This is a genomic window from Leptolyngbya sp. FACHB-321 (genome assembly GCF_014695975.1).
Lineage (GTDB): Bacteria > Cyanobacteriota > Cyanobacteriia > Leptolyngbyales > Leptolyngbyaceae > Stenomitos.
Map to the genome: position 1 here is coordinate 21,693 of NZ_JACJPI010000057.1, position 17,462 is coordinate 39,154.

Here is a 17,462-nt window from a genome sequence, read left to right on the forward strand (position 1 = left end):
CTACTTCCTATTTGCCAAAGGCATCTTTAATGCCGTCAACTGCACTTTCAACAGCATTCTTCGTTTTGTTAATCGCTTTCTGAGTCTGAGCTGAGTCGTTATCCGCTCTGCGCTCAATGCGAGCAGCATCGTTCTTAGCTTTGCGTGCGATCGCACTATCATTATCTGTTGCGCGATCAACCTTAGCAGCATTCGTTTTTGCTGTTTTCTTCAGTTTGTCAGTTGTGTCGCGAACGAAACCTTTGGTGCGTCCAGCGTCTTTGCTCACTTTACCTTGAAGATCACTACCCGCATCAGATGTTGCGATCAAGTTTGTAGCAGGAGCAGCCATAGCGGTGGTGTTCGAGAGAAAAGCACCTTGCCAAGCAAAGGCAATTGCCGATACGCATAGCAACGCTGTCGTCAACCAACGTCCTAGAACTGATAAAGGTTTTGCAAAATAGTTCAGTTGCATAGAATACATTCTCCAATCGATTTAGCATCCTATTTCTAATTCATCTGACAGAGGCAGCATATCGTTCCCCGGACAGAAGTTCGTTTCAGCGCTAAATCAGCCAATATGAACAGTGGCTTTACCAATTCCGCCAGCCACCTGCAATTTTGGCATCCTTACCTTGCTGCGTTGGGCGCTCTTGGAGCAACGATTGGTACTCCTGGCTACTTGCCCAGCGATCGATTTCTCGCGCTCGTAAGACAGGTACTGGATGGGTAAGCTGTGCGGTCATTGCCTGCTTTAGCATTTCGCCTAGTTGATCGTTGCTAATGTCGTCATAGGCACGAGCCTGGGTCAAGAACGCCTCCAGGTTCAGTTGTCCTGAGAGCGTAGGCGAGCCGCCTGCCAGCTTCATCAGTACAGAACTCACAACTTTAGGATTTTGAATGGCAAGGAGTGCCGCCCGATCGCAAGTGAACTCAGCACAGCGTACCCATTCTAGAATCTGCGCCTGCAAGGTTTGCGCGATCGCTCCACCAAGAGTTGGCAACTGTCCAGCTGCCAGCACCAAAATATTTGCCAGCGTGAGGTAAACGCCATGTTCACATTTAAGGTGCCCCAATTCGTGAGCAATGACTGCCTGGATTTCCTCTTGGGTCAGTAATTCCAGTAGGGATGTATGCACCACGATGAATGGCTGCTTGCCCCGCATCGCAAAGGTGTACGCATTAGGAACGGGATGCTGCCGGATGTAGAGTTGCGGCGGCTCTAGATCCAGCACCTGGCAGGCATCAATCAGCAGCTTATGTAAATCGGGCAACTGCTGTTCGCCAACCAGAACACTAGAAGCGATGTTCTCTAAATAAAAAAACTGTTCGGCGATCGGTCCTAAAAGATTCCGAATGACAACATCAAGACCCGGTAACTGCTTCAGATTCGCTGTCGCTCTGAAGTCAAGAGGGTGGCGAAAATGGTCAGCTCGCAAGCCAATAAGGGGCGTTTTGAGGAAGGACATACGATGAGGAGACGAAGAATAAAGTTCAGCAAAAGGAGTAACGCTGCTGCCTACGTTTAGCTAGCATCCAGGTTCAGAGGCAACATCGAAGCGGTTTTCAAAAGAGTACTGAAGAGAGCAACCACCGATAGTATAGCGAGAAGCTCTTATGTCTTGTCGCAAACCACAGAGACACGGAGGGGAAAAGAGTGAAGGGGTAAGAAAGTGAGGGAGTGGAAGAGTGCGTATATGGGCAAACGGCTGTGAGAGGCATGGTCTGACACACCTCTTACAGCCGTTCATCGCTCTCGACGTATTTTTAGGCTGGTTTGGTGACGCCTGGCTTAGTGACGGTAGGGACGGTCGTTGGATCAGGCAACACTAATGGGCTATCTCCATCTGCTCCAAGCTGAGTTCGCTGTAAGTTGGCTCCTAGCTTTTGCAGCTTCGCTGTCAAGTTTTCGTAACCGCGATCAAGGTGATGCAATCCCTGTACCGTTGTTTTGCCTTGCGCCGCTAATCCTGCCAGCACCAGTGATGCAGAAGCGCGTAGGTCGGTTGCTACAACAGGAGCACCCGACAACATTGGTACACCTCGAACGATCGCGTGGGTGCCCTTGACACGGATATCTGCCCCCATACGGGTTAACTCTGCTACATGACCAAACCGATTCTCAAACACTGTCTCGGTGATAACGCTATCGCCATCGCTAAGGGTTAGCAGTGCCATGAGTGGTGCCTGCATATCAGTCGGAAAGCCGGGATAGGGCAGCGTTTCAATATCCGTTGCAACATAGCGATGTCCGGGCACAATGCGGAGGCGGTTCGGCGCGTCTTCAATAATCTGTGCACCGATCGCCTGGAGCTTCGCAATTACTGCGGTTAAATGGTCTGGAACGACAGGAGACAGGCTGATTTCAGAATGGGTGATGGCTCCAGCAACTAAGAACGTGCCCGCCTCTACACGATCGGGAACGATCGCGTAGTCAGTTGTGTGCAAACTTGGCACGCCCAGGATTGTGATCGTGTTTGTCCCAGCACCGCGAATCTTGGCACCCATTGCCCGACAAAAATTTGCTAGATCAGCAACTTCTGGTTCTTGAGCAGCGTTTTCGATTATCGTTTCACCCTCTGCCAGGGTTGCTGCCATCATCAGCGTCTCGGTAGCCCCAACGCTAGGATAATCCAGATAGATCTTTGCTCCCTGAAGACGCTTATTTCTACCACTAAGGTAAGCATTGACGATGCCATGATCAATTTGTACATCGGCACCCATTGCCTGCAAACCGCGTACATGGAGGTCAACAGGTCGAGCACCGATCGCACAGCCGCCAGGTAGAGGAATTCTGGCAACGCCTAAACGCGCCAAAAGAGGACCAATGACAAAAAAGCTAGCGCGCAGTTGGCTAACCAACTCGTAAGGTGCTTTTGACTGAGCAATGTGAGAGGCATTGACCAATAAGCTGTTTCCTTGCCGTTCTAGCTTCACTCCTAGTGCAGAGAGAATTTCCGCCATACGGGTGACATCTGCCAGCGCCGGAACGTTGCGGATGAGGCAATCTTGTGAGCAAAGCAGCGCTCCAGCCATGATCACGAGCGCAGAATTCTTGGCACCGCTAATGCCTACATGCCCATGCAAGGAGGCACCACCCCAGATTTCTAGGACGGTTTTATCTTCTTCCGATGAAGAATGAGTGTTTGAGAGGCTAGGCGAAAGAGTAATTGGTCTGTCCTCCAATAAATGCTGAGTCTAGGTCTAACGTAGCCATTTGTTTTGATGCCGTTTTTTAGTGAACCTAAAAAAACGAACACCGAAATTCTACCGGAAAGATCCAGAATGTACAGTTTTTTATCGCCTGGGCGATCGCACCGTTTGCTAAAAGCATCACAGCAGTATGCTCTATTTCTGTACTAAAGTGATTGACAGATGTCGCCAAGTAATTCATGATTATGAATCGCGGCTGTGGCTGTGTACAAGCGGAACTGGCGGAATTGGTAGACGCGCTAGATTCAGGTTCTAGTGTTCGCAAGGACTTCCGGGTTCAAGTCCCGGGTTCCGCATTTGAGCAACATCAGGTAAGAGGAAAAAGCTGGGCAACCGAGGTATCGGATTTACCCAGCATATGCCTCAGATCTACTTATATGTTTCGCAAGCTTTGTTACAAAATTTCAATTAATTGGTCTTAAGTGCTTACTAGCCTTCAAAATCCTCTGGTTAAACAGATAAAGAAGCTACACCAGACAAAGGAGCGACGGCAACAACAGCTCTTTTTACTGGAAGGTACTCACTTACTCGAAGCAGCAGTGACAGTTGATCGACCACTAGCGATTCTTTGTTACACGATCGCGTGGCAAACGAAACATGCTGCACTTTGCGAACAGGCGCATCAATTAGCCGCACGCGTTGAGCTAGTCAGTGCCGACGTGCTGCGATCAATCGCTACAACCGTTGAACCGGATGGCGTTGTTGCCATCATCGAGCGTACCTCAACGCCCGAACCCACGTTTAGCAGCCTCGGTTTAGTACTGGAGACCATCCAAGATCCAGGTAATCTGGGCACGATGATTCGTACCGCCGCTGCTGCTGGTGCCGAAGGTTTGCTGCTCAGTGCCGACAGTGTTGATTTCGATCATCCTAAAGTGTTGCGATCGTCCGCAGGGCAATGGTTTAGGCTACCTATGGGAATGAATGCTGACTTGCAATCAGCGCTTCAACCTTATCAGCAGCAGGGTATGCAGATCATTGCGGCTGTGCCCACCGCACCCCTGACTTACTGGCAAGTAGACTTTCGGCAACCAACGCTTATTCTGTTAGGTAACGAGGGTGCTGGACTCTCGCCCACTTTAAGAGCACTTGCCGACAAGCAGGTTACTATTCCGTTGAATCCCGGCGTGGAATCTTTAAATGTGGCGATCGCTGCCGCACTGATTCTCTACGAAGCTAAGCGTCAGCGGAGGGCAGACAATTCTTAGGTAAACGGGTGAAAAATCATCCTGTGCATCCTTTGGCTTTCACCGTCTTGTCAAACCTGTCCCTACGAGTATTCGGTTTGCTAGAAATCTTTTTAGTGATCTTCTTCCTGCTGTTGCCGCATTGCCATAAATGCTTCAATATCGGCAACTGCTTGCTCAAAGCTACTTAAATCAAAGGAAGCAGAGTTGGCACTGTCAGGCTTGTTATGGTCAGGCTTAATGGGCTGAACTGCTTTTGTATCGGCAGATTGCAGCGTCTTTTGCAGTTGGTTGAGCGACTCTGCGAAAGCTCGGTCTGCGGCATAGCGTGGGTCGTGCTGACGCTGATTCATATAGGCTGGCTCCCAAATCAAAGCTCAAAAAATACCGACGGCTGGACAAGTGCAAGACTGACTCTATATGCTTTAGCCTCAAGAACTTACTTGCTATGTGTTAGAGTGCCCAATCGAGCAGCGATGTTTCGTTGAAGCTCCAAGTTGTGAAGCTCCAAGTTTGCAGCCTTTACTATAGTTTCACTCTTCCTGTTAGACATTAGTTCAATGGTCGGTTTCACAAGCTGGTTGTGTCAACCGCTGGGTTCGCTACGAAGTGCAGCGATTGCGCAGACCGATCGCTTCTCTCCATTTAAGTAGAAAGAAGTAGAAACTTTTCAACCGTCTCTTAGCGCTTCTCCACCTGCCTCAATACGCGTAAGAATTTGCTCTAGCAACACTGGTTCGATAGAAGAGACGAGCGTAGACGGGTAGACGGCTCCGCCCCAGAGAGGATGGATGACAACAGCGCAGCCGTGGCGATGAATGCTTTGATAGCCCAAGGCAGCTCGGACGATCGCCACATCATCTAATCGAAGTGCGCCAGGGCGAGACAAAAGCGGTAACCCAGTACGTGGATCAAAGATGGCAACTGTGTAGCCCAGTCGCTTGATCTGGGCAGCGATCGCATAACCAAATTGAAAAAACTGCCGACGCAGCTCACGTTTCTGTGCCTCAGTGATCAGCGTTCGTTCTAGCAGATCGCAGTTGCACGGCTGTAGCACAATGAGCATTGATCGTGCTGGGCAGGACCAGTCAGGCAGCAGTTTAGCTTGATGGCTAACAAGGAAACGGCTGGGTGGATGTACAGAGTATTGAATTCTTGCTTGCTGGTTGATGGCTCTGCTCACACACGCTCCGGGCGATCGCTGTTTTCATTCTACGCAGTTGTGCCTGAGGTTGTTACGACTGCGACTGTTGCGCTTGAGCGTCCTTAGTTTACAGCGAAAGGAAGTGGACCTCTTAGCTTGAAAATCCCTGCTAGCAGCTTTTTCTGCTCTTCAATGCTGAGCTCTGCCGCTTGCGCTACTGGTGCGATCGTACGTCTGCCAAAAGCATCCGGACGCTAGTTCGCACCTGCGAAAGGTGGTAGTACCCCCACGGGTAGGTTCAAAGCGCTCCGCATGGGGTCTTGAAGTACCCATCAATTCTTTGTTCTGCAAGCACTAATCCGTTATGCCATTTTACCTGGGTTGCTTGACCGCGCAATCAGGTAGGGAACGTTTGGCAAATTTTCACCTGTTCGCTTTACCCGTCTGGCATCTCTACCACTCAATCTACGACGTTCAACCTATGAAGTTCAAATACCTGCTTCTACTTGCATCCTCCGTTTGGTTTGTCGGTGTCACCGCGTCTTTAGCGGCTCCTCTTCGAGCCGTTAATCAGTTAACAGCAATTCGATTTACGCCTGAGGCTAGCGTTGCGCCAGAGACGTATCGCAACTGCCAAACGATTAGCCCAGCCGTTGTTACAGTGTATGCAGGCAACGAAACTGGCTCTGGCAGCATTGTTAGTCCAGAAGGCCTGATTATTACAAGCAACCACGTTGTGAGCGATCGAGCAGGCGGGCAACCGATCATGGCTCAAACCGCTGGTGGCGAGCAATACCAGGGACGGGTAGTTAAAGTTGATGTTCGCAATGATCTGGCGCTGATTCAACTGGAGACACAGGCACGGTTCCCGACCGTTCAGTTGGCAGATGTAAGCGGTATTCAGCCTGGTCAAGAGGTTTGCGCGATCGGCAGCCCCTATGGTCGTCCTGGGGTTTTAAGTGAAGGCACTCTTAGCCTGGTGAGAGGAAACGGTGACTTGCAGGCAAAGATTCGACTGTATCCCGGTAATTCGGGCGGACCATTGTTGAATCCTCAGGGCAAGATGATTGGGGTAAACAGGGCAATTTTGGAGTCGCCAACGGGCAAAAATACTGGCATCAGTTTTGCTACTAGCGTGCAGGCAGTAAGAACCTTACTGGGTGCATCCACTCTGCAAACTCCGGCTACAGGTAATGCTCACCTTGCGCTGAATGGGCAACGCTCGCTTGTGCCAGCACCAAGAGTCAATGAAGGGGCATGGATAGTTCCTACTGCTCCGTCTGCTATGAACTCCTTTCCTGCTGGGGTAGACACGCTAAGGTCACCAGCAAATAGTAATAGTAAGCGTTTGGGCATGACGATCGATGTCCGAAATTTAGTTGTACAACAAGTTCAATCTGGCTCAGCAGCAGCAATGAGTGGTTTGCGATCAGGCGATCGTTTGATTGCCGTAAACGGTCAACGTCTCTGGGGTTTCAACACATTGCAGTCTTTTCTCGACCGCCAGCCTGATAGCGCCAGCTTTACAATCGCTCGTGGTCAGCAGCTAGCCAGGGTGCAGGTACGCTTTTAGCAGGCTCTACTGGTTGAAATTTTTTAGTTAAGTAATTCTGCACTCCGAGTGATCGTGTTCGCATCTTGGAACGCTATGGTAACGCCATCGGTTGTGCGTCTCTTCATCCTTGACCTAACCATCATCATGAAATTTACGTCTTTGCTGCTTTGTTCTGTGTCTTGTGTGCTGCTTCAAAGTGTTCCAGCCCATAGTGCTCCCTCACCAACGATCGCTCAGACGACTGTAGATGCATCAGCAACACCTGCTGATCGATCCCGCAGTTGTCAGCAAGCGGCGAATGCAGTGGTTACGCTTTACTCTGGTACTGAAATTGGTGCTGGCAGCATTGTGGCGGGGGATGGCACCATTCTGACAGCTCATCATGTTGTGAAAGAAGCGGTTAGCAATCCTAGTAAGGTCAAAATTTACGTCAAGTTAGCGGATGGGCAGCGATACATCGGGCGAGCGATCGCTAGTGACAGCCGTAATGACTTGGCGCTAGTGCAAATTCCAGGACAAACTGCACTGTCAACTGTGCCCTTAGCCAGCACCAAGCTTCAACCAGGGCAAGCCGTTTGTGCAATCGGCAGCCCCTCTGGTCGCACAGGCGTACTTAGTCGAGGCGCTTTCACTACTGTGCTAGCAAATGGTGATCTGCAATCTGCCGTGCGTCTGACCTACGGCAATTCGGGCGGTCCCTTACTCAACGCTCAGGGTGATTTGGTCGGCGTGAATAAGGCAATCTGGGTCTCTAATCGCGGTGAAAACACTGGTGTTAGCTATGCAACAAGTGTGCAAACGGCACAAACCTTCATTGCTAAACATCTTCGCCCTACGGCTGGTGTGGTGACGAAGCAACCCGCTCCAACTTCCTCGATCGCGTCGCTACCTGTCGCTGTGCCTGCACCGATCAGCACTTCACAGTCAAAAAACGGTCAGGCAGGCGGATCGCAAGCGTCTGTGGGTGCTGTAAGTAAGCTAGGAGTAAACGTGGATGCTCAAATGCTGATACAGCAGGTAGAGTCCGGTTCGCCAGCCGCGTTAGGTGGTTTGCAACCGGGCGATCGCCTGGTTGCGGTCAACGGCACTGAGTTAACTGGTTTAACACAACTACAAGCGTTTCTCAGCCGTCAGCCAAGCACTGCCGTCTTAACCATTCGTCACAAGCAGCAGACTGCCAATGTGCAGGTCTATTTTTAGCGCAGACATACGACTATTGCTGAGGTTTGCGATCGATCTCTAGGAGACTACATAGGCTCGTGATGAAGTTCTGCCAACAGTTGAGGTGAGCCTTAAAGCTGTAGCTGCCCCTCCAGGTAACTTACAGCTTTAGTTTATGACCGTGCCTGCAAGAGTGACGTTTACAAATTGAAGTGGATTGCTATAGTAAGCAGGGGTAGCAGGCGTCTCTAAGTTTGAGTCTTCTGAACGTTAACGCTATGAAACTCAACCGCTGGTTATGGGCAGGGGTATTGCTGGTGTTAGCTTGTACTGCCGCTTCATGTATGCCCTTAAGGGAGCCTTTTCCACTGTTGCAGCCGGATGCAGCTAGCAAAACTGAGCAAGGGCACACTCAGGCAGCTAGCGCCAGTGTTTGTCAAACAGCCCGTCCTGCCGTAGTAACTCTCTACGCCAGCACCGAGTTTGGGTCTGGTAGTATTGTTAGCCCCCAAGGGTTAGTGCTGACGAACTACCATGTTGTTCAAGCAGCAGGCGACGGGCAAATAAGAGCACGAGGATGGAGTGGTAGCCTGTTTAAGGGACAGGTGATTGCTACTGATCCGGACAATGACCTGGCATTAGTACAGCTAGACACCAGAGAGCCGTTACCAGAAATTCGCTTTGCTAAAGCAACAACCTTCCAAGCAGGGCAAGCTGTTTGCGCGATCGGCAGTCCGTTAGGGCGCACGGGCATTATTACGTGGGGAACATTGAAAGGCACTAATGAGAACGGCGATCTGCAATCGTCTATCCTGTTGCATCCGGGAAATTCGGGTGGACCGTTGCTTAACCAACAGGGTGAGATGATTGGTGTAAATAAGGCGATTTGGCTCTCAGAAACAGGTGAGAATGTGGGTATTGGGTTTGCAACTGCAACGGCGATCGCCCAAGCCTTTATTGAGCAAAATCGTCCGACAGCAACGGCGATCGCGCAACAATCTGGGTTTCCTGCGCAAGACACTCTGCCCCAAGCACCTGTAAGCTTTGGTCTCGATATACCGATTAAGCCACCAAGCGCAGCCAATTTGTCGCCGAAAGCATCTATTACTACACAACTAGGCGCATTAATCAATGAACAATCGCTGGTCATTCAATTAGTCGAGCCTAATTCCCCAGCCGAGAATGCTGGCTTAAGTGCAGGCGATCGTCTGGTTGCGGTCGATCGCCAACCCCTGTCTCGGCTTGAAGACCTAGAAACGTTTCTCAATCGCCGTCCTAGTAGTGCTGTGTTTACTATCAGTCGAGATCAACAGCAGCAAGAAATTTATCTCAATTTCTAAGCGATCGCTAAAGAGTTGGAGCGCGATCGACACTTACAGCGGTTCTTAGACGAATAAGCCACAGTGAGCGAACCAACCCAGGGCATCATCCTCAGAAATGCACTCGTTAATAATCTTGCTTAAGGCTTGATCGAGTGCTTCAGTCGTTCGAGCTTTAGCCGACCGCAACACTTGCTTGAGCTTTGACCAGCATAATTCAATCGGAGAAAGGTCCGGTGAATAAGGGGGCAAGCACACAACCTTCGCTCCTGCCGCTTCAATTGCCTCTGTCACCACCGAAGCATGATGAACGGGTAGATTATCCATTACCACAATCGCGCCTACCTACAATTGAGGAATCAGAAGCTCTTGAATGTAGAACAAGAACACGTCGGTATTGACACTCCCGACCAGACTCAAGCTGGCAATCAACCCATTGATACTCATGCCACCAATCAACGAGATGTTCTGACCCCCATTACCAGGAGCCTCGCTGTCATACAAGCGTTCGCCTCTAGGAGCGCGACCGTACAAGCGGGTCATGGCTAGATGAATACCTGTTTCATCGATGAACACCAGGTTTCGGGGGTCGATGGTGAAACTCCACAAGCGATAAGCAAAGCGCCGGTCCTTGACCCGTTGCGTATCTTGCTCAGCCGCAAGTCGTGTTTTTTTTGACGCTGAGTCTGAGCCTGCACACCGCTTGTTGCATGGTCGATACGCTTACCTTTACCCCAGTTCGCTCGGCAAAGCGTTCACACAACTCTTTGAGCACCGCATCCGGTTGAGCCGTGACTAAGGCTGCGACGATGGGCAACTGCTCTTTGCCTAACTTCGCAACTGCCCCTCCCCCATGAGGTTTGGGTTGCACAGTTCCCGTTCCCCGATAGTGTCGCATCAAATCTCTGATGAACGATAGACTCACTTTGAATCGCTTTGCTAGTTGTCGTTGTGATCCTTCTTGTGCCTCATACGCAGTGATCATTCGTTGTCGTAAATCAATTGATAGAGGGGCAGGCATGAGTCGCGATTTCCTGAGCTTGCTAAACACTCTTAGGCTATCAATGTGTGGCTTACTCAAGCAAGAACCGCTGTAATAGAATGAACAGCAGCGCATAATTTAATCTGTTGCGTCAAGTTTGCAAAGACGCTTGGTAGCTGAAGACACATCATTTCGTTTAAGAGCAGCACGAACGACAAAGCACTGCCTGAAGAAACAAAGCCAAAAGTTTTCTGAGAGAGATAGTCTTCACTCTTCACCATAAGGCTGCAATTACGCTTGCACATATTAAAAAACAACGCATAACTTAACAGAATTTTCTACTATTTTCCTCACCCTTACTGATTCACCCTTACTGATGATTATTGAGCTAAATGTAGCGTTACTGCTTGGTTCCTTCTATATACTGTTGGCGTCTGTCAATCAGCCGCATGAGTGATTACAAATGAGCTTCCTGCTGCTTTATCGAACTATAAGTAGCCACTAGCAATGAGAATCGCTCACTCTTTATGAACGCTTAGACACTAGTTTAATTTGTTGCACCTAGCTCAGTTTCTAGACTTTACTACCACTGCTTTCTCTGATATTATTCCATCAGGGACATATACAATTCCGTTCTCTGATTCGAATTAGCTTGACTAAGATCTGACGGAGCAAAAGCATAGCTGCTTTTTGATGATGCAATTGAGCAGTATTCGACCGTTCGATTTTGAAAGGGTTGAATTTCTTCAGGTGAATGTTCTAATGTATGGCTAGTTGCGTGACGGCTAACTGCGTCAGTGCTGCATCCCTTGCCTCAAGTGGTATGGCAGTCACACTCTTATTGCAACACCATTTATTAAGTAGTTTGTCCCTCTTACCGTCTGTTTTACAGGTGCCCATATGGAAACATTAGCCTTCCTTCATGCTGCTATTGCTCACGAAGATCCAACTCCTGATCCGACGATCGTAGCGTTTGAAAATATTGACTTAAAAGCGTCGACCTCCCTGGCAATGGGTTGCGTTGCTGCGGGGATTGTAGCCGCAACTCTATCTCACGCTGATCAGGCAGAAGCTGCTATCTACTACGGGCAGCGGGGTTCGGGAGTTTCTTCCCTTCAGTCAGCGCTTGGAGTTTCTCGTGATGGTATTTTTGGACCGCAAACGCTTTCAGCTGTGAGAACATTCCAAGCTAATAGAGGTTTGGCTGTTGATGGTATTGCAGGACCAGCAACTCTAAGTGCTCTGGGTTTGGTTGCGACTCTTGGTCCTGGCGGTAGCAATGGTGGTCCTGTACCTGTGTCTGGTGGTGCGTATGTGACTGCTGGCAGCGGGTTGATTGTTCGTAATAGCCCCGCTGGCTACCAGATTAGCAGTCTTGGCTATGGGGCGCGTGTCGGTCTGACTGGCGCACGGCAATATGCAGCAGGTCGCAACTGGTCTCAGCTTTCTAGTGGTGGTTGGGTTGCCAGTGCATATTTAAGCACCAGCGGTAACAATGGTGGTACGACTGTCCCTATCGGTAGTGGTGCTTACGTAAATGCTGGCAGTGGTCTGCTAGTACGCAATGCTCCAGGTGGTTATGTTATTAGCAGCCGTGGCTATGGGCAACGGGTGGCCTTAACAGGTGCAGAGCAGTTTGCTAACGGCTACACATGGGCACAGCTTTCTGGTGGCGGCTGGGTTGCTAAAGACTATCTCAGCTTTAACTAGTTGAACGCTTGTAGCTTTGTGCTCTAGCTTTACGTTCTAAAAAATCTGGCGCTCCTTTTTCGTCATACAATTAGGTAACGCCAGATTTTTTGTATGTTTAGGTCTTATGCACTTAGCTGTGAACGATCGTGCTGTCATTGAGTCATGATCTGACGCATTTAGCAAAGTAATAGTGCGGGAAATTCTGTGGCACTGTTTTTCTGCAAAGGTGAGAGGCATTTGAATGGAAAAGCACCTGCATTCGCTTCACTATCAACATCGCGGCGAACCCCATCAAACAGTACAAGTAAATCTTTAACAGCCAAAATGTCCATTAAAGTGATATTACCCAACCTTTAAAGCGAATTTGTCCAAAACCCAATGGAAGGAAAGAGCCTGAACTTCCTGCAAAAAGGGTTTTTCAGGCTCTTTCCTTAATTTTTTTATTATTTTTCAAGAATTAAAGCGAATGATGTCTTTTTCCTAAAAATTCTTTAAGGTGAATGATGTCCTTTTTCTTTGTCGAAGCTAGGGATATGTATACTACGGTTGATTTGTCTGTGATTTCAGATACAATTTCGTTTAAAGATGTAGAAGCTCCTGAGGTTCTTCCAGTTGAGGATGATCAAGCGGATTATCTTTTACTCAATGAAACTACTCCTGAACTTCAGAGAGAAATTGATTTTCTCGATGCCATTTGACAGGCTCCTGATAAAAGGAAAACGAGAGAGGCGATCGAGAATGCGGTTATCGGACTCAAGAAGAGTGAGAAGACCATCAAGCGGAAGCTAGAAAGATTGTTTCTTCTGGTGGTGTCGCAAGGCTTGGGGTCGGTCGAAAAAATAAGGGGCAGTTTGTAATTTCCAAGCAATGGTTCGATTTCATCGTAGCTACATACAAATGGGGTCGGAAAGATAGTTCACGTGTGAATCGAAACCAGGTGTACAAACATTTAGTAGCCCTTGCCTCAGAGAGTGAGAAACTTCGAGGAAAGAAATACGCCGAAAAATTTAAGGACTACCCACAAGTACTTGAAGATCTGATCGCTTGCAAGCAACCTTCTTGTCCCACTGTCTATAAAGTAATTAAGTGTCACCTTGCTCAAGAAGAGCGAAGAGTTCGTCATCCAGGATTGCTAACAGAAGGGCAGATTATCCAGACAACAGGTGAAATTGTCGTCCTGCCCCACAGCAATCAGGTGTGGCAGGTTGACTATACAAAACTTGACACTTTGATCGTTGATGAGAACGGTGAAGTGATTGGTCGTCCCTACCTCATATTGGTTATGGACAACTACTCAGGCTGCCTTGTTGGTTTCTACTTAGGTTTAGAGGCAGCAGGTTCACACGAAGTTTCTCTAGCTTTGCGTCATGCAATTCTGCACAAGGAGTACGGACCTGAGTACGGGTTGTTAGAGAAATGGTACGTTTGCGGCATTCCAGATTATTTAGTTACTGACCGTGCTAAGGAATTTAAATCTGAGCATTTAAAGCTGGTTTCGCTGCAACTAAAGTTTCAACGTCGCCTGCGTGCTTTTCCATCAGCAGGAGGATTAATCGAGACCATTTTCGACAAGATTAATAAGGAGCTTTTGTCCTTGCTGCCTGGCTATACAGGCTCATGTGTCGAAGAGCGCCCGCCGGAGGCAGAAAAAACGGCTTCCGTATTAATCCATGAACTGGAAATACTTTTGGTAAGATATTTTGTTGATCATTACAACAGACACACCTATGGGCATGGTTTAGCCCAGCCGCGTATCGAGCGTTAGAAGACTTCACTGCTAGTAGAACCGGAAGAACTCAATGAGCGTGAGTTAGACATTTGTCTAATGAAAGTCGTCCGTCGTAAGGTTGAGAAGTACGGCTGTGTGTGCTTCAAGGGACTTGTGTACCAAGGGGAATGCTTAGCTGGGTACGAGGGCGATCGTATCTGCTTACGATACGATCAGCGAAACATCATTAGATTGCTTGCCTATACCTACTCAAAGGATGGTCAGCCTAGTGAGTATATTGGCGTAGTGGAGGCTAGAGATGCAGAAGTCAAACAGCTTTCTCTCGCAGAATTACTTTGGAGATGTAAAAAATTCCGGGAACAGGAATTGGAGATTGACCAGACTGCGCTGTTACGGAACGGCTGAATTTGTTTGAATTTGTGGAGAAGAAGCGCCAATCAAAAAGACGTCGCCGCAAGAAAGCTCATGAGGAGCAATCACAGAATTCTAATCAGTCCAAGGTGGTTGAACTGTTTCCCCAGAACGATAAGGCTGAAGATTCAACCGAATGTTCCTCTGGTGAAGAAACAGAGCAGATGCAGCCAGAAACGCAGCAACCACCACAGCAAGACAGTAGTAATGAGGAGTTAACACCCCCAAGCTCTGATTCGCCTGCTGCCGATCTATCAGATTCCCCTGAAAGTGCTGTAGACTCCACATCTAGCGAGGACAGTAGTAACATAATTACCAGAGCTAAACCAAAGCGCCCCAGGAGAGGCATTCAAAATTGGGGGGAGTTCATGAATTCTAACTGGTAATTCCATGGGGCAGACTAATCTAGCCTACGATGATTTGTCTCATTCTCAGCAGGTTTTTTCTCCTCAGCCTGCTGAGGAACTACGCCGATCGCCAGAACAACAAGCCGAGTTTGAACGGCTGGGAAGTGCAGACACCTATCTAGTTTTGGATAGTGATGAGGAATTGTTTAAGTGGCTTGATGACCAGCGCGATCGCAAAATCTGTGGTTATGTGACAGCATCAGAAGGAGCTGGTTTACACAAAGTCTGTAAGTATTACCAAGTGGAACGCGTGAGACAGCGTAGGGGGAAATTTTTACTCCCTGTGTCTGTCATTTATTCAGAAGTTAAGCAGCATGGAGGTCCACTAGACTTATACGGAGCAATTTTAGAAGTTTGCAGCCATCCACTCGCTCATGTGGACCCGTTAAAGGACAGGCGTAAGCGGACCAAACAAACGTTTAGAGATTACGGAACAAAAAACCTCATTGTGGGTAACGCTGATTATTTAACCCTTGAATCCTTTAATGAACTCATTGATCTCTCAAAAGATCAACAGCTATCCGTAATCCTTGTAGGGACACCCTATTTAGAGCAAATTCTCGAACGCAATAGCCTCCCGTACCAGCGTGTTTATAACTCATTTTTAGAGTCTTACGAATTTCCTCTATTATGGAAGAAAGATGTCACCGAAATTGTTGAGGATTGGGAAGAAGTTTTTCTACCAGAGGAGCGGCGGTTAAACCTAGCCTCCATTGCAGAGATGGTTGATTTTCTGCTCCAGAAGTCTGGTAAGTTACGTGAACCTTTGTACGATATCATTCGCCACATCGCAACCTTGAGGTTAGACGAACCAGGTCTCGATTTAACCAAGAAAAACCTTACTAAGTGTTTGGCGAAACGCAAGGCACCAAAAACGCGATTGTTTAAGAAGGAAGCAAGTTAAATTTTTCTCAATCTTCAATTTGAGTGTTGGATGGAGAGTTTGCCTATGCCTGAATCAACACCTCAGAAAATTGGTTCAGCAGATGACACACCTTTAGCTGAATTGGAAGAGATTGATCAACCTAACGTTTGGCAATCTGCTCTTCTTGAAGGTGAAGTATTGCTGGTTACCTCTATCGTCTACGTCTTCAAAATGCAGTTTCTGCCCCTAGTAGCCTGAGTGAAAGTTTAGGACTCGGTATTGCTTTAAACAGATGGGAAAAGTTTCGATTTAATCCGTTTCCAACAGAAGAAGAACTGGCTCTTCTAAGCGAATTTTGTGGTGAAACCGTGGAGCGCTTACTGGAATCGCTTCCACCGGAACACGAGCGAAAGCGATTCATGATTGATACGCTTCGACTTTGTGCTGCTTGCTGTGTCGAAGCACCTTACCATCGATTAAAGTGGCAATTCAATTCTGTGGAAGGCTGCGATCGCTACAAAATTCGCTTACTTTCTCGTTGCCCTGGTTGTAAGAAGAAATTTGCGATCGTTTCCAAACTATGGACACAAGGGGAATGTAGTTGTGGAATGCTTTTAACAAGAATGGTAAAGTATCAAGCAAAATACTAAGTTAGTGTTAGCGGAATAGTAGTTGCTGAAGAAAGTTGACGCTCTTAGCGTTGAACTCTTCTGGGCTGATTGAAATAGTGAATGTATGTGTTGCAGAAACGTCAAGTAGACAATAGAACTAGCGGGGTACGAGATATGCTCAGAGACCAGGAGGATAACAGGTGTGACTGAGCAAAAGATTTTGCGCAATTTGCAAATAGGTAGCACAAGCTTATAAAGTTGAAACCTGTGCGCGTTGCAGGGTTTAATTCACTTCCAATTGCTGTTCCTTCAATGCAGTTGGATGTCAACTTATCAGAAGCTAGAACACTAGACTGGAGCTGCTCTCACTCGTTGCGCAACTCATTTGCAAATTGCGCTATATTTTCTGCTCATTCACAGCAAGCGATAGTTCTCAGTGCGCCGATGATAGCGCTCAAACCAAGCTGTCTGTAAATGCACCTCTAGCCAATCTGGAGCCACAACCGCTAGGCTATTGAGCGCCGCTCGAAAGGTCTCTCCCAACGTTTAGAGGCGATTCAATACTCGAATGGCTGCGAGAACATGAGTAGAATCAGTGCGTTGCCGCTGATGTCCTTTGAGCAATCCCTTCTCGCGTAATTGTTCTAGCAACTTGTCTAGCAACAGTTGTTCGGTATTGCCTGCCATCAGGCGATCGCGAAACTCACTCAAAAGCGAGTAATTGAATCCTGGGTCGCCGAGTGGCATACTTCCAGTCGATGCGAGCTCGAACGGCATCAGCGGCTTGGCGGTCAGAGAGATTTTCAATGAACTGCATCACACAAACTAAAGCCAGCCGCCAGGGAGATTGTGCAGGTTGTCCTCGTCTGGAGAAGAGTGAGACAAAGGATTCGTCTTGATAGATGCTACCGAGAGTATCGCGGATTTGAAGGTAGAGGTTACCTTTGGGAAAAGCAGCTTGTGCCACTACTGCGGTATCGTCTGGAACTGGAGGAATGGGCTGGGGTTGCATGGACATGCTACACCTCTGCTGAGCTGTAAAGCTTTACTCCCATCTTAGGCAAGACAGCCTTGATTTTTCTCTGACGAATTCGCCAACAGCCCTCATGAACTGCGTCCACCAGCACGCATGAAAAAGTGGTAGCCTTTGCACCAAGACTGGCAATGAGGTCGAGGATTCTTGGTGCTCCGAGCCTGTCCAACAGTC

At 48.3% G+C, this 17,462-nt stretch carries 18 protein-coding genes, 1 tRNA gene and 2 pseudogenes; 11 read left to right on the forward strand and 10 right to left on the reverse strand.

Annotated features, from left to right (window positions below; translation table 11 throughout):
* Nucleotides 1-7: 7 nt before the first annotated feature.
* The 3 genes from H6F76_RS10725 to murA form a co-directional block, all read right to left on the reverse strand.
* Nucleotides 8-454 (reverse strand): hypothetical protein, encoded by a 447-nt coding sequence (locus H6F76_RS10725; protein ID WP_190451750.1) that lies wholly within the window; start codon nucleotides 452-454, stop codon nucleotides 8-10.
* A gap of 118 nt (nucleotides 455-572) precedes the next feature.
* Complete coding sequence (locus H6F76_RS10730; RefSeq protein ID WP_190508065.1) at nucleotides 573-1,448, reverse strand: M48 family metallopeptidase; 876 nt, start codon at nucleotides 1,446-1,448, stop codon at nucleotides 573-575.
* A 298-nt stretch (nucleotides 1,449-1,746) separates the two neighbouring features.
* Nucleotides 1,747-3,165 carry a UDP-N-acetylglucosamine 1-carboxyvinyltransferase gene (gene murA, locus H6F76_RS10735; protein ID WP_190508067.1) on the reverse strand — a complete coding sequence of 473 codons (1,419 nt, stop codon included), beginning with the start codon at nucleotides 3,163-3,165 and terminating at the stop codon, nucleotides 1,747-1,749.
* A 239-nt stretch (nucleotides 3,166-3,404) separates the two neighbouring features.
* Between murA and H6F76_RS10740 the strand changes: the two genes are divergently transcribed.
* Nucleotides 3,405-3,488 (forward strand) — tRNA-Leu (locus H6F76_RS10740).
* 126 nt (nucleotides 3,489-3,614) lie between these two features.
* The gene (locus H6F76_RS10745; protein ID WP_190508069.1) at nucleotides 3,615-4,400 is read left to right on the forward strand and encodes an RNA methyltransferase; all 786 of its coding nucleotides are present in this window, start codon (nucleotides 3,615-3,617) and stop codon (nucleotides 4,398-4,400) included.
* A 92-nt stretch (nucleotides 4,401-4,492) separates the two neighbouring features.
* On the opposite strand, the gene H6F76_RS10750 is transcribed toward H6F76_RS10745, so the two are convergent.
* A complete protein-coding gene (locus H6F76_RS10750) occupies nucleotides 4,493-4,732 on the reverse strand; it encodes a hypothetical protein (protein WP_190508071.1) in 240 nt (79 codons plus the stop codon).
* 317 nt (nucleotides 4,733-5,049) lie between these two features.
* Entirely contained in the window at nucleotides 5,050-5,562 is a 513-nt protein-coding gene (locus H6F76_RS10755) for a hypothetical protein (protein ID WP_242036614.1), read from the reverse strand.
* 442 nt (nucleotides 5,563-6,004) lie between these two features.
* Between H6F76_RS10755 and H6F76_RS10760 the strand changes: the two genes are divergently transcribed.
* The 3 genes from H6F76_RS10760 (at nucleotide 6,005) to H6F76_RS10770 (ending at nucleotide 9,579) form a co-directional block, all read left to right on the forward strand.
* On the forward strand, nucleotides 6,005-7,096 hold the full coding sequence (locus H6F76_RS10760) for a trypsin-like peptidase domain-containing protein (RefSeq protein WP_206754367.1): 1,092 nt from the start codon (nucleotides 6,005-6,007) through the stop codon (nucleotides 7,094-7,096).
* Between the two features lie 75 nt (nucleotides 7,097-7,171).
* On the forward strand, nucleotides 7,172-8,278 hold the full coding sequence (locus H6F76_RS10765; RefSeq protein WP_190508075.1) for a trypsin-like peptidase domain-containing protein: 1,107 nt from the start codon (nucleotides 7,172-7,174) through the stop codon (nucleotides 8,276-8,278).
* A gap of 239 nt (nucleotides 8,279-8,517) precedes the next feature.
* A complete protein-coding gene (locus H6F76_RS10770; protein WP_190508077.1) occupies nucleotides 8,518-9,579 on the forward strand; it encodes a trypsin-like peptidase domain-containing protein in 1,062 nt (353 codons plus the stop codon).
* A 45-nt stretch (nucleotides 9,580-9,624) separates the two neighbouring features.
* On the opposite strand, the pseudogene H6F76_RS30425 reads toward H6F76_RS10770, so the two are convergent.
* Both H6F76_RS30425 and H6F76_RS10785 read right to left on the reverse strand, forming a co-directional pair.
* Nucleotides 9,625-10,134 (reverse strand): annotated as a pseudogene (locus tag H6F76_RS30425) (IS630 family transposase).
* 76 nt (nucleotides 10,135-10,210) lie between these two features.
* A complete protein-coding gene (locus tag H6F76_RS10785) occupies nucleotides 10,211-10,579 on the reverse strand; it encodes a transposase (protein WP_190508083.1) in 369 nt (122 codons plus the stop codon).
* A gap of 861 nt (nucleotides 10,580-11,440) precedes the next feature.
* On the opposite strand from H6F76_RS10785, the gene H6F76_RS10790 reads away from it, so the two are divergent.
* Nucleotides 11,441-12,250, forward strand: a complete 810-nt coding sequence (locus H6F76_RS10790) for a peptidoglycan-binding domain-containing protein (protein WP_190508085.1) — start codon at nucleotides 11,441-11,443, stop codon at nucleotides 12,248-12,250.
* Nucleotides 12,251-12,408: 158 nt separating this feature from the next.
* Here H6F76_RS10790 and H6F76_RS10795 read toward each other — a convergent pair whose 3' ends face one another.
* The gene (locus tag H6F76_RS10795) at nucleotides 12,409-12,564 is read right to left on the reverse strand and encodes a hypothetical protein (protein ID WP_190508087.1); all 156 of its coding nucleotides are present in this window, start codon (nucleotides 12,562-12,564) and stop codon (nucleotides 12,409-12,411) included.
* Between the two features lie 168 nt (nucleotides 12,565-12,732).
* Here H6F76_RS10795 and H6F76_RS10800 point away from each other — a divergent pair, with 168 nt between their 5' ends.
* The 5 genes from H6F76_RS10800 to H6F76_RS10825 all read left to right on the forward strand — a co-directional run bounded on the left by H6F76_RS10800 (nucleotide 12,733) and on the right by H6F76_RS10825 (nucleotide 15,902).
* Nucleotides 12,733-12,930: a hypothetical protein gene (locus H6F76_RS10800; RefSeq protein ID WP_190508090.1), complete on the forward strand. Its 198-nt coding sequence runs from the start codon at nucleotides 12,733-12,735 to the stop codon at nucleotides 12,928-12,930.
* Between the two features lie 224 nt (nucleotides 12,931-13,154).
* Nucleotides 13,155-13,997, forward strand: a complete 843-nt coding sequence (locus tag H6F76_RS30430; RefSeq protein ID WP_190508092.1) for a DDE-type integrase/transposase/recombinase — start codon at nucleotides 13,155-13,157, stop codon at nucleotides 13,995-13,997.
* A gap of 464 nt (nucleotides 13,998-14,461) precedes the next feature.
* Nucleotides 14,462-14,758: a hypothetical protein gene (locus H6F76_RS10815; RefSeq protein WP_190508096.1), complete on the forward strand. Its 297-nt coding sequence runs from the start codon at nucleotides 14,462-14,464 to the stop codon at nucleotides 14,756-14,758.
* A 4-nt stretch (nucleotides 14,759-14,762) separates the two neighbouring features.
* Nucleotides 14,763-15,683, forward strand: a complete 921-nt coding sequence (locus tag H6F76_RS10820) for an ATP-binding protein (RefSeq protein ID WP_190508098.1) — start codon at nucleotides 14,763-14,765, stop codon at nucleotides 15,681-15,683.
* A gap of 45 nt (nucleotides 15,684-15,728) precedes the next feature.
* A complete protein-coding gene (locus tag H6F76_RS10825) occupies nucleotides 15,729-15,902 on the forward strand; it encodes a hypothetical protein (protein WP_190508101.1) in 174 nt (57 codons plus the stop codon).
* Nucleotides 15,903-16,675: 773 nt separating this feature from the next.
* Here H6F76_RS10825 and H6F76_RS30435 read toward each other — a convergent pair.
* Together H6F76_RS30435 and H6F76_RS30010 are read right to left on the reverse strand one after the other, a co-directional pair.
* Nucleotides 16,676-17,273, reverse strand: a pseudogene (locus tag H6F76_RS30435) (transposase); the annotation flags it as partial.
* Between the two features lies 1 nt (nucleotide 17,274).
* On the reverse strand, nucleotides 17,275-17,462 hold a 188-nt coding region (locus H6F76_RS30010; RefSeq protein WP_206754368.1), incomplete at its 5' end, for a hypothetical protein.

Bases quoted from the DNA above. Each gene is read 5' to 3' on its own strand.
- H6F76_RS10750 (WP_190508071.1), bottom strand. From the start codon at position 4,732: ATGAATCAGCGTCAGCACGACCCACGCTATGCCGCAGACCGAGCTTTC.
- H6F76_RS10795 (WP_190508087.1), bottom strand. From the start codon at position 12,564: ATGGACATTTTGGCTGTTAAAGATTTACTTGTACTGTTTGATGGGGTT.
- H6F76_RS10760 (WP_206754367.1), top strand. From the start codon at position 6,005: ATGAAGTTCAAATACCTGCTTCTACTTGCATCCTCCGTTTGGTTTGTC.
- H6F76_RS10790 (WP_190508085.1), top strand. From the start codon at position 11,441: ATGGAAACATTAGCCTTCCTTCATGCTGCTATTGCTCACGAAGATCCA.
- H6F76_RS10730 (WP_190508065.1), bottom strand. From the start codon at position 1,448: ATGTCCTTCCTCAAAACGCCCCTTATTGGCTTGCGAGCTGACCATTTT.
- H6F76_RS10785 (WP_190508083.1), bottom strand. From the start codon at position 10,579: ATGCCTGCCCCTCTATCAATTGATTTACGACAACGAATGATCACTGCG.
- H6F76_RS10820 (WP_190508098.1), top strand. From the start codon at position 14,763: ATGGGGCAGACTAATCTAGCCTACGATGATTTGTCTCATTCTCAGCAG.
- H6F76_RS10725 (WP_190451750.1), bottom strand. From the start codon at position 454: ATGCAACTGAACTATTTTGCAAAACCTTTATCAGTTCTAGGACGTTGG.
- H6F76_RS10770 (WP_190508077.1), top strand. From the start codon at position 8,518: ATGAAACTCAACCGCTGGTTATGGGCAGGGGTATTGCTGGTGTTAGCT.
- H6F76_RS10765 (WP_190508075.1), top strand. From the start codon at position 7,172: ATGGTAACGCCATCGGTTGTGCGTCTCTTCATCCTTGACCTAACCATC.
- H6F76_RS10800 (WP_190508090.1), top strand. From the start codon at position 12,733: ATGATGTCCTTTTTCTTTGTCGAAGCTAGGGATATGTATACTACGGTT.
- H6F76_RS10825 (WP_190508101.1), top strand. From the start codon at position 15,729: ATGCCTGAATCAACACCTCAGAAAATTGGTTCAGCAGATGACACACCT.